The sequence below is a fragment of the Bizionia sediminis genome (genome assembly GCF_042684585.1).
Taxonomy (GTDB): Bacteria; Bacteroidota; Bacteroidia; order Flavobacteriales; family Flavobacteriaceae; genus Algorimicrobium; species Algorimicrobium sediminis.
This window is the reverse complement of the sequence record NZ_JBHULS010000002.1, coordinates 599,616-613,670: the sequence shown is the minus strand read 5'-3', so window position 1 is coordinate 613,670 and position 14,055 is coordinate 599,616. Positions and strand designations below refer to the sequence as shown.

13 protein-coding genes are annotated in these 14,055 nt (G+C 37.4%); 7 read left to right on the top strand and 6 right to left on the bottom strand.

Features of this window, described 5'->3' with window-relative positions; genetic code table 11:
* Window positions 1–41: 41 nt before the first annotated feature.
* From hemH to ACFSQP_RS07095, 5 genes are read left to right on the top strand one after another with little or no spacing between them, the layout of a single operon-like run.
* Window positions 42–1,082, top strand: a complete 1,041-nt coding sequence (gene hemH, locus ACFSQP_RS07115; protein ID WP_376892828.1) for a ferrochelatase — start codon at window positions 42–44, stop codon at window positions 1,080–1,082.
* Window positions 1,083–1,124: 42 nt separating this feature from the next.
* Window positions 1,125–2,483 (top strand): MATE family efflux transporter, encoded by a 1,359-nt coding sequence (locus tag ACFSQP_RS07110; protein ID WP_376892826.1) that lies wholly within the window; start codon window positions 1,125–1,127, stop codon window positions 2,481–2,483.
* A gap of 16 nt (window positions 2,484–2,499) precedes the next feature.
* On the top strand, window positions 2,500–3,048 hold the full coding sequence (locus ACFSQP_RS07105; protein WP_376892824.1) for a CopD family protein: 549 nt from the start codon (window positions 2,500–2,502) through the stop codon (window positions 3,046–3,048).
* A 45-nt stretch (window positions 3,049–3,093) separates the two neighbouring features.
* The gene (locus ACFSQP_RS07100) at window positions 3,094–4,551 is read left to right on the top strand and encodes a sensor histidine kinase (RefSeq protein ID WP_376892821.1); all 1,458 of its coding nucleotides are present in this window, start codon (window positions 3,094–3,096) and stop codon (window positions 4,549–4,551) included.
* A 51-nt stretch (window positions 4,552–4,602) separates the two neighbouring features.
* Window positions 4,603–5,385, top strand: a complete 783-nt coding sequence (locus tag ACFSQP_RS07095; protein WP_376892819.1) for an enoyl-CoA hydratase/isomerase family protein — start codon at window positions 4,603–4,605, stop codon at window positions 5,383–5,385.
* 103 nt (window positions 5,386–5,488) lie between these two features.
* Here ACFSQP_RS07095 and ACFSQP_RS07090 read toward each other — a convergent pair whose 3' ends face one another.
* From ACFSQP_RS07090 to ACFSQP_RS07075, 4 genes are all read right to left on the bottom strand, one after another.
* A complete protein-coding gene (locus tag ACFSQP_RS07090; protein WP_376892817.1) occupies window positions 5,489–6,145 on the bottom strand; it encodes an HD domain-containing protein in 657 nt (218 codons plus the stop codon).
* A gap of 71 nt (window positions 6,146–6,216) precedes the next feature.
* On the bottom strand, window positions 6,217–7,206 hold the full coding sequence (locus tag ACFSQP_RS07085) for an acyl-ACP desaturase (RefSeq protein ID WP_376892815.1): 990 nt from the start codon (window positions 7,204–7,206) through the stop codon (window positions 6,217–6,219).
* Between the two features lie 10 nt (window positions 7,207–7,216).
* On the bottom strand, window positions 7,217–7,957 hold the full coding sequence (locus tag ACFSQP_RS07080; RefSeq protein ID WP_376892813.1) for a lysophospholipid acyltransferase family protein: 741 nt from the start codon (window positions 7,955–7,957) through the stop codon (window positions 7,217–7,219).
* A 104-nt stretch (window positions 7,958–8,061) separates the two neighbouring features.
* Window positions 8,062–8,472, bottom strand: coding sequence for a BrxA/BrxB family bacilliredoxin (locus ACFSQP_RS07075; protein ID WP_376892810.1), 411 nt, complete (start codon window positions 8,470–8,472; stop codon window positions 8,062–8,064).
* Window positions 8,473–8,671: 199 nt separating this feature from the next.
* Between ACFSQP_RS07075 and ACFSQP_RS07070 the strand changes: the two genes are divergently transcribed.
* Complete coding sequence (locus ACFSQP_RS07070) at window positions 8,672–9,436, top strand: TerB family tellurite resistance protein (protein ID WP_376892808.1); 765 nt, start codon at window positions 8,672–8,674, stop codon at window positions 9,434–9,436.
* A 197-nt stretch (window positions 9,437–9,633) separates the two neighbouring features.
* Window positions 9,634–12,318, top strand: coding sequence for a CHAT domain-containing protein (locus ACFSQP_RS07065; RefSeq protein ID WP_376892806.1), 2,685 nt, complete (start codon window positions 9,634–9,636; stop codon window positions 12,316–12,318).
* On the opposite strand, the gene ACFSQP_RS07060 is transcribed toward ACFSQP_RS07065, so the two are convergent.
* Both ACFSQP_RS07060 and ACFSQP_RS07055 read right to left on the bottom strand, forming a co-directional pair.
* Entirely contained in the window at window positions 12,302–13,045 is a 744-nt protein-coding gene (locus ACFSQP_RS07060; protein WP_376892804.1) for a tetratricopeptide repeat protein, read from the bottom strand. The two genes, ACFSQP_RS07065 and ACFSQP_RS07060, sit on opposite strands and share 17 nt — an antisense overlap.
* 42 nt (window positions 13,046–13,087) lie before the next feature.
* The gene (locus ACFSQP_RS07055) at window positions 13,088–13,636 is read right to left on the bottom strand and encodes an RNA polymerase sigma factor (RefSeq protein ID WP_376892802.1); all 549 of its coding nucleotides are present in this window, start codon (window positions 13,634–13,636) and stop codon (window positions 13,088–13,090) included.
* Window positions 13,637–14,055: the final 419 nt, after the last annotated feature.

Below are 14,055 nucleotides of genomic sequence, written 5' to 3'. Positions count from 1 at the left end.
AAAAAAAGAAAAAGAAAAATCCTCTTAAAAACTAAAAAATAATGAAAAAAGGTGTTTTACTCGTTAATCTTGGGTCTCCAGATAGCCCAGAACCAAAAGATGTAAAAAAATATTTAGACGAGTTTTTGATGGACGAACGGGTAATAGATGTGCCCTATTGGGCACGCACCTTATTGGTTCGGGGAATTATATTAAACACCCGACCAAAAGCTTCGGCCAAAGCGTACAAAAAAATATGGTGGGAAGAGGGCTCGCCTCTTATAGTACTATCTGAACAGTTGCAACAGAAGGTACAAGAGTCTGTAGATTTTCCGGTAGGACTTGCCATGCGCTACGGCAGTATGTCTATAAAAAAAGGCCTTCAAGAATTGGCAGACAAAGGTGTAGATACGGTATTTTTAATTCCGTTGTACCCACAATTTGCCATGGCTACCACCGAAACTATTTTGGTTTTAGCCGAAGAAATTAGGCAGGAACATTTTCCAAATATGACCATTGAAAATCTACCCGCTTTTTACAACAACCCCGATTATATAGATGTGCTTTCTAATAGTATTTCCAAGCATTTAGAAGGTAAAAAATACGAGCATTTACTTTTCTCATATCACGGTGTACCAGAGCGCCATATTCGAAAAAGCGATATTACTAAATCGCATTGTAAAATTGATGGTAGCTGCTGCGAAACACCATCGCCTGCACACGAATTTTGCTACAGACACCAATGCAAAGAGGTGACGCGTTTGGTAGCCGAAAAATTAAATTTTGCACCAGGCACTTACTCTAGCAGTTTTCAATCGCGTTTAGGTTTCGACCCATGGTTACAACCTTATACAGACAGGACCATAGAGCGTTTAGGAAAAGAAGGCGTTAAAAATATGGCTATAGTTACCCCTGCCTTTGTAAGCGACTGTTTAGAAACTCTGGAAGAAATAGCCATGGAAGGTGAAGAAATTTTTCACGAAATGGGTGGTAAGGATTTTACAACCATTCCTTGTTTAAATACTGAAACGCCCTGGGTTAATTTATTAGTAAAATGGATTAATAACTGGGCTCAAGCTGAAACTGCAACTGTACAACATTAATTTATAAAATCCTTCTGAATCCAGAATGGACTGCTTCACAATATGGCTAAAATATCATCTGAAGAATTAGGAACAAGTCCTATTGGGACGCTACTAATTAAACAGGCTGTACCCGCTTCTATTGGAATTTTAGTCATGTCGCTTAATATACTAGTGGACACCATATTTGTTGGAAACTGGATAGGCTCCACGGCCATTGCCGCCATTAACGTAGTACTACCCGTTTCCTTCTTTATTGCCGCACTAGGTATGAGTATTGGCATTGGTGGCTCTTCCATAATTTCGAGAGCTTTAGGTGCGAATAATAAGCCTAAAGCGCTCAAAACATTCGGAAATCAAATTACATTAACCTTACTCGTAACCATATCCATGGTTGTTTTAGGTTTGGCGTTTGTAAATAGCATTATTCCTTCGTTTGGCGGTAAAGGCGCTATTTTTGAACCAGCTAAAATTTACTACACTATTGTGCTGTATGGCGTTCCCGTTTTAGCCCTAAACATGATGGGAAATACCGTAATTAGGGCTGTTGGCAAACCTAAATTTGCCATGTATGCCATGCTTATCCCTTCAGTGGCTAACTTGGTATTGGACTATGTTTTTATAAATGTTATGGATTTTGGCATGGCTGGTGCCGCATGGGCCACAACAGGTTCTTACGTGTTATGTTTTTGCTTTATACTGTGGTTTTTTCTCTCTAAACACTCCGAGTTAAAACTAAACCTCAACCATTTAGGTTTAAATAAACCTATTGTTTCCGAAATAAGTTCGTTAGGCTTTGTTACACTGGCTAGACAGGCCGTTGTAAGTGTAACCTATCTTTTAATGAATAATATTTTATTCGATTTAGGTGGCGAGAACACGGTAACTGCCTATGCTATAGTAGCCCGTATGCTTATGTTTGCACTGTTCCCGGTTTATGGTATTACCCAAGGGTTTTTACCAATTGCAGGCTATAATTATGGGGCTAAAAACGTGGCGCGTGTTCGTAAAAGTATTTATACAGCTATTACTTACGCGGCCATACTGGCTACATTAGTATTTGTAGTGCTTATGATATTTCCAGAAACCATAACCCGCCTGTTTACCAACAATGCCCAAGTAATTGCAGAAACACCAAGCGCCATGCGTTGGGTATTTGCCGCCACGCCTATTATTGCGCTTCAACTAATTGGGGCGGCCTATTTTCAGGCTGTTGGTAAGGCTATTCCGGCTTTATTGTTAACCCTTACCCGGCAAGGCTTTTTCTTTATACCGCTAATTCTCATATTACCTCTTTATTTTGGCGAAATTGGCGTTTGGGTATCTTTTCCAATTGCCGACGTTCTGGCTACTATTGTAACCGCTTATTTTTTAAAACGCGAAATAAAAACGAGTTTAAACACAGCTACTGTAAAACCATAACTTACTTGTATAACACATGGAATACTACAATTACATAAAAGCGCTTCATTTAATTTTTATAGTTACCTGGTTTGCAGGTTTATTCTACATTCCTAGGTTATTTGTTTATCAAATTGAAGCCTTTCATAAATCGTCACCCGAAAAAGAAATTCTAGGAAAACAATTAAAACTAATGGCCAAACGTCTCTGGAATATTATTACGTGGCCCTCTGCTATTTTGGCCACATTTTTTGCAATTTGGCTCTTGCTTATTAGACCTATTTTACTAGAGCAACCCTGGATGCACGTTAAATTATTTTTTGTTATCCTGCTTATAGCCTACCACTTAAAAACACACCACTACTACAAACAACTGCAGCGCGATGAAGTGCGTAAAACATCCAATTTTATGCGACTTTGGAACGAAGGTGCTACCTTTATACTTTTTGCCGTGGTATTTTTAGTTATTTTAAAAAGTGCCATTAATTGGGTATTTGGCGTAGTAGGTATATTTGTTTTAGGAATTTTATTAATGCTAGGATTTAAACTTTACAAAAATATCCGGCGTAAAAATCCCGATGCCTAACAAATTGGCTTAATTGTTGTTATCTTTAGAACACAATAACACTACATGAAACTAGCCAAATTATCCTTACGCTTACGTATATTTTTTGCCATGATTTTGTTGGTTATCCTGGCATCTATATTAATTGCTGCTGTAAGTATTTACCAATACAACGAGGAGGCTAGAGACTACCATCAAGACCGTTTAGAGCGAAAAGAAGAAAATATTCGAGCCAGTATAGACTATACTATTAAGGAAACCACCTATCCGGTTACACCAGAAAAAGTACCGCTTATTTTTAATAAAGAAATTTATGAAATAGCCACCATTCATAACATGGAAATTAATTTGTACGATTTAGATGGCGGCTTACTAAAATCGTCTAAAGCTAGTTTCGATGCCCACAAGTTAACCCAATGTTTAGACGCTAACATTTTAAACACCATAGCACACTCTGTAGACAGGCGCTACGTAAGGAAAACCATTGAAAACAACCAAAGTTACCTATCGTCTTACTCGGTTATTACCGACCAAAAATTTAAACCATTAGCAATTTTAAATTTACATTATTTAGAAAACGACGATTTTTTAAATAAGGAATTGCGGGAGTTTTTAGAGCGCTTAAGCTACGCGTATTTAGTCATGCTCATCATTGCTATTGGATTGGCTTATTTATTATCTAAATACATCACCAAATCGCTTAAAAAAATAAGCGATAAAATGAATGAAACACGCCTAGAAACACGTAATCAGAAAATTGATGTTAGCGCAACAAGTCAAGAAATTGCCATTTTGGTAACTTCTTATAACAGCATGATAGATCAGTTGGAGGCTAGTGCCGTAAAGCTAGCAACAAGCGAGCGCGAACAGGCTTGGCGCGAAATGGCCAAACAGGTTGCACACGAAATTAAAAACCCTTTAACGCCCATGCGTTTAAGTGTGCAAAGTTTCCAACGAAAATTTAACCCAAACGATCCCGATATGCCGCAAAAAGTTGCGGAATTTAGCAATACCTTAATCCAACAAATTGACACCATGAGTTCCATAGCGTCCGCGTTTTCCAATTTTGCTAAAATGCCAGCGCAACAAAACGAAACCTTAAATGTGGTGCATATTGTAAAATTGGCATTAGATATTTTTAATGAAGACTATATTGTTTTTATTGCCGAAAAAAAGGACATAATTGTTAATTTCGATAGAACGCAACTTATTAGAGTAGTTACTAATTTAGTTAAAAATGGTATTCAAGCCATTCCGGAAAACAGTTTAAAAAAACCGAAAATAATTGTTGAAGTTCGGGAAGAACAAGATCAGGTAAAAATAATTGTAACCGATAACGGTAAAGGTATTTCGGAGGAAAATAAAGAAAAGATTTTTGAACCTAAATTTACTACTAAATCCAGCGGCATGGGTTTAGGACTAGGAATGGTTAAGAATATTGTGGAAACTTACAACGGAAATATTACCTTTACATCCTCTGTAAACCACGGAACCACTTTTACAGTTAGTATTCCAAAAAAGTAATCACTGGAAAGGCTTGAAATTGTCAGCTATTTCCTTTAAAAAACATCATTTATGTCCTACACAAATATTCTTTCAGAAACGCAGAATGGTTTAACCACCATAACCATTAACAGACCCAAAAAATTAAACGCTTTAAACAAAGAAACCATACAGGAATTACACGATGCTTTTAAAGCCGCTAATACCAATCCAGACACCAAAGTTATTGTATTAACCGGTAGTGGCGACAAAGCTTTTGTAGCCGGTGCAGACATAGCCGAGTTTGCCGATTTTGACGAATATCATGGCGAACAACTAGCCGCTAAAGGTCAGGATATACTATTTAATTTTGTTGAAAACTTAAGCACACCTGTTATTGCTGCCATAAATGGCTTTGCCTTAGGTGGCGGTTTGGAATTGGCTATGGCTTGCCACTTCCGAATAGCTAGCGATAATGCTAAAATGGGGCTTCCAGAGGTATCGTTAGGAGTTATTCCTGGTTACGGTGGTACACAACGCTTACCGCAACTTGTAGGAAAAGGCCGTGCCATGGAAATGGTCATGACGGCTGGTATGATTAGTGCGCAGGACGCCTTAACCTACGGCCTGGTTAACCATGTTACCAGCGCCGAAGAACTCATGCCTCTTGCCGAAAAAATTGCTGGAAAAATTATGCGCAACTCCTCCGTTGCCATTAAAGGCGCAATTAGAGCCATAAACGCCAACTTTAAAGATGGTGTTCACGGATACGATGTGGAAATTGAAGAATTTGGAAATTGTTTTGGAACCGAGGATTTTAAAGAAGGTACAAGTGCCTTTTTAGAAAAACGCAAAGCCCAATTTCCAGGCAAATAAACATGCGGTTATTACCAAACTTGTACACCCTAAAAACACCAGTTTTTAGGGTTTTTTTATACCACCAATGTAGGGCAATGCCAAACGTAGTTTTACATACAAATTAGCGTTGGCCATGCCATTCCGCATAAAACTGTTCCAAGTAGGCTTCCATAAACTGGTGGCGCTGGGCAGCCATCTTTTTACCCGTTTCAGTATTCATGCTATTTTTAAGCCTTAATAATTTTTCGTAAAAATGATTTATTGTTGGTGCACTAGATGCTCTGTAAGCTGCTTTATCCATATTCAAATTAGGCTTAATATCTGGATTGTACAGCGGCCTATTTTTAAACCCACCATAATTAAACGCTCTAGCAATACCAATAGCGCCCAAGGCATCCAGTCTGTCTGCATCTTGAACAACCTGTAGCTCTGCCGAGTTAAACGCTTTGTTGCCGTCCAAGCCCGAACTATACGACATGTGTTTTATAATTTGTACTACATGCGCAATAACTGGCAACGGCACTTGTTGCGTTAATAAAAATTGCTTTGCCTTTTCTGGCCCAATATTGTCATTACCATCATGAAATTTACTATCTGCAATATCGTGCAACAAGGCAGCCAACGCTACCACAAAATCGTTTACCAACTCGGTTTTTGCTAGGTGTAACGCATTTTTATAAACCCGTTCTACATGAAACCAATCGTGTCCGCCTTCGGCGTCCCTTAAAGTTTCTTTTACAAAATATTCGGTATTTTTTAGTATGTCTTTTTTTGTCATTATGGTCTAAAATTAAAAAATTCCTTTCAATACTATTTGAAAGGAATTTTTTAATTTTTTAGGCTTTACATTTATTTTAAAGTGGCAGGGGCTACCCATTTAAACTGATACGAATTATCTGGAATTTTTAAGCGTTCAGACAAGCGTGTTAAGCGCCCGGGCAGTTTCATGAGGTAATCTCTTGCTTTTTCTGCTTCATCTGACAAATTGGTAATTTTATCAATTTCCCACCGAACCAATAATTTTTCTAAAATGGCCACATAATCTGCCGATGTGTATACGCCAATACGTTGTGCTGTGTTGGAAAACTCTTCGAATGCTGTGCCTATTTTATGGCCAGATTCTCTTAAAAAATGTGCCGGCATGGTTATTTTTAGCTTCATCATGTGTTGGAAGGCTAGCATCATTTGGTTGGGATCTACAGCAAAAATGCGTTCTACAAAATCGCAGTAAGCATGGTGGTGGCGCATTTCGTCTCCAGAAATAATATTACACATTTTAGCCAGTTGCTTATTTCCTTTGGCTTTGGCTATTTTAGCTACTCGGTTGTGCGAAATATAAGTTGCTAATTCCTGAAAACTAGTATATAGAAAGTTTTTATACGGGTCGCGGTCGGTACCAATATCAAACCCATCGGCTATTAGGTGTTGGGTGGTAATTTCAATTTCTTTCATATTAACGCGTCCAGACAGGTACAAGTATTTGTTAAGCACATCGCCATGTCTGTTTTCCTCGGCGGTCCAGTGGCGCACCCACTTCCCCCAGGCATTTCTGCCTACTTGGTCTATCCCTTCTACATCCATGAGCCAAGACTCGTAGGTGGGTAAGGCTTCTTCGGTAATCATGTCGCCTACTAATACCACCCAAAAATCGTATGGCAATTCTTTTGAAAGTTCACGGATTTCTGTTACCTGTTCCAAAAAATTATCGCTTTCGGAGTTTGGCAAAAAATCGGTTGGTTGCCAAATAGTATCTACAGGAATTAAGTATTTTTTTATTAATTCGTCTACATCTTTTTCCAGATGTTGCATAACTTCTAATCGAACGTTTTTTATAGACATAGTAAGTTTTTTAAAGTTCTACAGCTTGAGAGATGGTTGTTTCTAGCTGTTTAATAAGTACCGCTTTATCCCCTTCAAAGGTAGCCAATTTTATAGGTTCGTGAACGGTTAATTTAATATGATTTCCTATTCCCATTGGAAATTTCCCGTATTTTAACATTTTCCAAGAATTGTTAATTGTTAGGGGCACGATTATGGCCGACGGAATTTTTTTGAATAACACCTCTAATCCTTTTGTTTGAAAAGGTTTAGGCCTTCCGTTTTTACTGCGTGTGCCTTCAGGAAAAATAACGGCTGCCCGGTTGGTAGCTTCAATGTAAGCACCAAAATTCATGATAGCCGGTAAGGATTGCCGCGGATTTTTTCTATCAATTAATACCGATCCACCATGCCGCAAGTTGTAAGATACACTTGGTATGCCTTTACCTAATTCCTGTTTACTAATAAATTTTGTATGGTGTTTTCGCATAAACCACATTATGGGCGAAATATCGTACATACTTTGGTGATTAGCCACTATTATTAACGGCTGGTTGGTTGGTATGTTGTAGTTATTGGTAAAGGTGTACCGGGTGCCTAAAATATTGGTACACCGCATAATAAAAAATTGTAGCCAATCCACACTTTTTTTGTGCGCTTGATAACCAAAAACATTAAAGCAAAGCCACTGGATAGGGTGAAAAATAAGTAGTGTAAGTAAAAAGAATATGGCATAAACGCCGGTTAGAATATAGGCAACAAATTTTTCCATTGTAAAAACATATATTTTAGAAGGCTAAAGTAATTTAAACTGTTTCAAGCACAAAAAAAACCACGATTTAAGCGTGGTTTTTAACGTTTTTTAAAAACTAAAACTTAGCAGTTGGCATTATAGGCATCTTTTAAGTTTTCGGCAATAACCTCTGCTGGACGTCCTTCTATATGATGACGCTCCAACATGTGTACCAATTCACCATCTTTAAACAAGGCTATACAAGGCGAGCTAGGCGGGAAAGGCACCATATGCTGGCGCGCTTGGTTAACTGCTTCTTTATCTACACCGGCAAAAACCGTTACAATATTTGCTGGTTTTTTTTCGTTATCCAAACTCATTCGCGCACCAGGACGCGCATTGGCAGCGGCACAACCGCAAACCGAGTTTACAACCACAAGTGTAGTACCTTCTTTTGCTAAAGCTGCATCTACAGCTTCGGCAGTGTGTAATTCTTCAAAACCAAAATTGGTTAAATCTTCGCGCATGGGCTTTACTAATTCTGCTGGATACATATGTTTTGTATTTAATTTTTATTAATTTAATTACAAAGATACCAATTGTGACACAAATGCCCTACGCCTTATCCTAACAAATAGTATATTTACCAAAATTTTATAATTTGAAACGTGGTTGTACGACACAAAATACAACCTTCAGATTACCAAAAACTTACACGACATTTAAAATACCCTTAAAAGAAAAGAAGAAGACATGAGTTTTTCAAAATGGATAGGAGCCGCTTTAGGCTGGTCCTTTGGTGGTCCAATTGGCGCTATTATTGGTTTGGCTTTAGGTGGGTTGGTTGATAAATTAGCCGATAAAGAGGACCTTGAACCGGTTTTTAGACAAGGCCAAGAAGGCAGAACTTATAGAACTCGCGCAAGTGCGCCACAAACACGGTCTGGCGATTTTGAAGTTAGTTTGCTCATTTTAGCCTCCATAGTTATTAAAGCCGATGGCAAACAGGACCAACGCGAACTGGATTTTGTGCGGCAACAGTTTTTACATATGTACGGAAAAGAGCGCGCCAATCGTGCCTTCCAGTTGTTTAAAAACATTAACAAACAAAATATTCCTGTACGCCAAGTGTGCTTGCAAATTAGACAAATGATGGACCACCCCGCGCGTTTGCAGTTACTACATTTTCTGTTTGGTATTGCCAAAGCCGATGGTTATGTAACAAATGCCGAAGTAACTCAAATTTATACAATTTCTGGTTATTTAGGTATCCGTTTGGCAGATTACGAAAGTATAAAAGCCATGTTTTATAACAGCAGCGATAACGCCTATAAAATTCTTGAAATTGATTCCAGCGCAAGTCCAGCAGACATAAAAGCAGCCTACCGCAAAATGGCTAAAAAATACCATCCGGATCGGGTTATTCATTTAGGTAAAGAACACCAAGCTGGTGCCGAAGAAAAATTTAGACAGGTACAAAAGGCTTACGAGCAACTACAAAAAGAACGTAATTTTTAAATTTAAAGAAAAGGAAAGCAAACCTAAAAACCTTTGTAGGTAAGGAAAATAATGCTGCAGAAAACACTTGTTTTAAAACCAAACTCATTGCCTTAAATTGGCATTTATTAACTTTTTTTTAAGAATTTTGTAAGAAATAACCAATTTCTCCGACTTAAACTATTTTATTAAGTTTTTTGGTAATCAAATTGTTAATCTTGAGAACAATACTGGTTTTTCTGTTTTTACTAATTAGTTTTCAGGCGGTTTCTAACGAGAAACTAGCTTTGGCTTACACGTATTTAGAATATTCAGAACTAAAAAAAGCCATTCCTTTATTTCAAGAACTTGCCAACACCGCTTTTCAGCAAAATAATGCAGAAACTTACGTACAAGCGCAATTAGGATTGGCAGAAGCTTATACAGATTTAGGCACCTATAATATTTCCATTAAAACCTTAAACAGTTTACTCCTGTTTTTGGATGCGCAAAAGCCTCAAGATTATTTATCGTATGCCAAATTGCACCGCCTTTTGGCCGATAACTACGCTTTCTTGTTCCTGCACTCATTAGCCTTACATCACAGCAATAAATTTATACACTACTACAGGCTGCATGCGCCTAATGAGGAAATTTATGAAGCGCTGTACCACACCTATTTAGGACACTATTACAACATAAAATTTGATATCCCTGAAGCCTACAAAAACACATCCAAAGCTCTAGAAATTTACCACCAAAACAAAACTAGTGCCCACCTTATAGACGTGTATAAAATTTACGAAAACCATAGCTTTACGTTACGCAACCACCCCCACTCTCCCAAAAATTACAAACACTTATATACAGATAGTCTTAAAACAATTATTAACAAACGATTTCCCTATGACAACATAAAAAAAGCGCGGGCTATAATTGCAATGACTGCCGTTGAAATGGACGATGTTTACAATACCCTTACCATATTAAACCCAGATAGTTTGAATATAGAAACACGAGATAAAATGGTTGCAAAAGTCAATTCTAGCTTTCAAGAAGGGGTTGCCATATATAATAAATTAATAGGTCCCAAAGCCGATTATTTGCCCCGATACCATACGCTACAAGCCTATTTACACTACGCCAACGAATATTATTACACGGCTTTGGATAACCTGCAAAATGCCAAAGCCAGCTATGCTAACGACCAATTTGTAAACCAAGGGTTTGCAGCCAATAACTTTAGAATATTAAGTATTTTGCGTTCTATACGAGTAACGTTAGACGGGTTACGACAAGATAAAATTAACCCCAAGTTGGAGGCGCATTACCTAGAAAACCTGTTATTATTTGAAAAAAATTGGGATAAATACCTGCTAGATCAAATACAAGATAACTCCAGTTTTACGTTTAATATTTACAACCAAAATCCATATCAGTACTTATTTGAGTATTATGCCAATTTATACTTACGCACCCAAAATAAAGCTCATTTGTTGAAAGCTCATGAGTACGAAGAAAAAACAAAATACAGCTCTTTACTTACAACATTATCCTTAACGAAGTCGCAAAAAGCCCAGCGTCAAGAACTAATTAGAAAAAAGAACGCTATAAGCACCGCTTTAGACACCTATTTTGTGTCCTCTTTTTTAGGTGAAGAAAAAGATGCCATACACCAAGCTGCCATTCAGAAAAAAATTGATGCCTTTTATGCCTTTCAAACCCAAAACAATTTAGATGCTAGCTTACAAATACAACCTATAGATTCCATACAGGCCAACTTACCTCCAAACAAAGCGCAATTAAGTTACACGTACGTTAGCTATGGCAATGAAAAATTATATGCCAAAGTAATAACCAAAGATACCGTAAGCCTGCGTTTAATAAAAACCACAGGACCCTCTGCAACTTTCAAGATGTTTAAACCAACCGATACCCTGTATCAATCCTTGGTAAACCACGATGTAAAAACTTTTAAAAATAACTCGTTTCAGTTATATAAAGAAGTTTTTGCACCCATTGCAGATTTGTTCCCGCCTAACATTACAGAAATTGAAATAGTACCCTTTTCAGACCTAGAAAATCTACCTTTTGACATGCTTATTACAAACCAAAGTAGCTCTGAAGATTTTAGAGAGTTACCCTATTTGGTTCATAAATATGCTTTTAACTATGCCATGTCTGCCACTATAAAACAATTAAGTACGCAGCAAAACCACAACTATGAAACCGATTTTGTAGTTTACAATCCTGCTTTTGAAGGCCAAACACAATCCGAACTAAATTTAGCTAAACAAGTTAGTAAGGACCTTGCCAAACGCTATAAAGGCGAGGTATTTGCGAATACGCAAGCCACATTAGAAAACTTTAAAAAATCGCTTAAAACCTCAAGAATAGTCACCTTATTCTCGCACGGCTTTGCTACAAGTAATTCCAACACCAATAGCAAAGGTGTTTATTTACAGGACGATTTTTTAAACATGGATACCGTTTACACCCTGGAGGCTAAAACCGATTTTTTAATCCTAACAGCCTGCCAAACAGGTAATGGTTTTAGAGACCGTGGCGAAGGCAATGTTAATTTGGTACGGGCTTTTCGTGCTATTGGTGTAAAAAGTATGCTAATAGCTAATTGGGATATTGACGAAAAAATATCGTTGCAAATTGTTAGCCAATTTTTTAAATACATGGAAAGCGGCATGACCAAATCTGAAGCCTTAAATAAGGCCAAAATAGCGCACTTAAACGCAAGTATTCCCAGACACGGCAATCCGTTGTATTGGGCCGGTATTAATGTAGTGGGAGCTAATTCGCCTATTGTTTTAACCACCGCATGGTATAACAACCTAAATAGTTTGCCCAGCTATGCTATAGGTTTTTTGCTTGTGCTAGTTATTATTTTATGGGCTAAAAAACGTTTTTAAGTATGGCCGAAGCTTCCTTGTGGTAAGGGTGATTTTCATCTAGCGCTATTGTATTAAACTGGGATTTAGCTTTTGTTTTTTCACCTAAATTATACAAAGCAAAACCTTTTCTAAATTGTCCATCTGAATAAAAAACACTTTCAGGCTTTTCCAACAAGCGGTCAAAAAAATTAAGCGCTATGGCATAATTTTCAATTTCGTAATGCGTTACCCCCTGAAAATAATAAAGCGTATCGTTTTCTTTTATTCCTGCCATGGCATTAAACTGGGATAATGCCAACGTATATTCGGCATTTTTAAATGCAGACATTGGCTCGCGCCACTTATTTACACCGGAGTTATCCATAAAGTTGGGCAAACCAGGTTCTGCTACATAATACACATTTATGGCGTTGTTTTCGGACACTAAAAAGTAGCTAACCAAAATACCTAAAGGCAAAATAAGCATGGCCGCGTATTTTAAAGCTGGTTGCAGCCATAAACGCTTGCGTCTGTTTTGTACAACCGTGTCCAAACGCTGGGTAGTATCCAATAAGGTGCTTTTTAGTAAGGCAATGTCCCAATTATTATCTTCTAAAAATAATAATGCACCCTCCAAAGCCGGGTCGGTGGTGCGCCAGGATTTTACATGCTGTATAATCGCTAATTTTTCGTCTGGACTTGTTACTTGTTCCAGAGCTAGTAGTAGCGTTTCTAAATTAGTTATTTGTAGTTTCTTGTTTTTCACGTTTAAGTATAACGATTAACTTTTTAAAACTTCCCTGAATGTTTAAAAATCATCTAAAATTTCCTTCAATTTATTTCTAGATAGCGAAAGCGAATTGCTAACCGTTTTAGGCGAAACGTTTAGTGCTTGGCCAATTTCGTTCCTGTCATAACCGTCCATATTCATTTTTAATATATCGCGCTCTCGTTTGGGCAATATATTTAATATGGACTCCAGGAACTCATTAGATAGGTTTAGCCAAACCGTATTTTTGGCGGTAAGCGTTTCTGTATTTTGAATATTTTGCTCTATACGCCTCCGGTTGGTTTGAACTTTAATAACATCTAGCGCTTTGTTTTTTACCGCTACTAACAGCAGTGCTTTAATGCTTATTTTTCCGTCCAGAAATTTTTCTTTTCGTTTTGCTACAGGCATATTTAACAGTTTCTCGAATACATCGGCAACCACATCTTCGGCTTCCTCCTTATTACGAAGATACTTGTAGGCCACAAAGTACAACTCGGTACTCCATGTTTTATAAAGCGGTACAATGGCGGTTGTTTTACCTTTGCAAAACGATACAATACTTTTTTCTAGCTTATTTGAGGGCAAAACTGGCGTATTAAAAGATTAAATTCAAATTTAGTATTTTTTTATGAAACTATTGGGAACTTTTTAAAAGTTACTCGTTTTAAGGATATAGCAAAGAAACGTCTTTGGTATTACCAACGAAACCAATTTGTTGCCTGCTTATAAAGTAACTTTAAGTTTTAATTTAAACAGACAAAAGGAAGCTCTAAAAGGCTGTAAAAGACTTTGGAGATTCTGAAAAAACAACCGCTAAATTCGTTGCGTTACACTGAAGTAGTTTTTATTGATTGAGGGGAAACCTCCGCTGGAAAGCGGAGGTTTTATTAACCAAAAGCGCCATTATTAATATTATTTTAAACAGGTTTTTAAAGCCGGTTTAAAGGTTACTAGAAAATAATTATGAAACAAGTTGGTACAAGCCAATTTGTAAAATCGTGCAC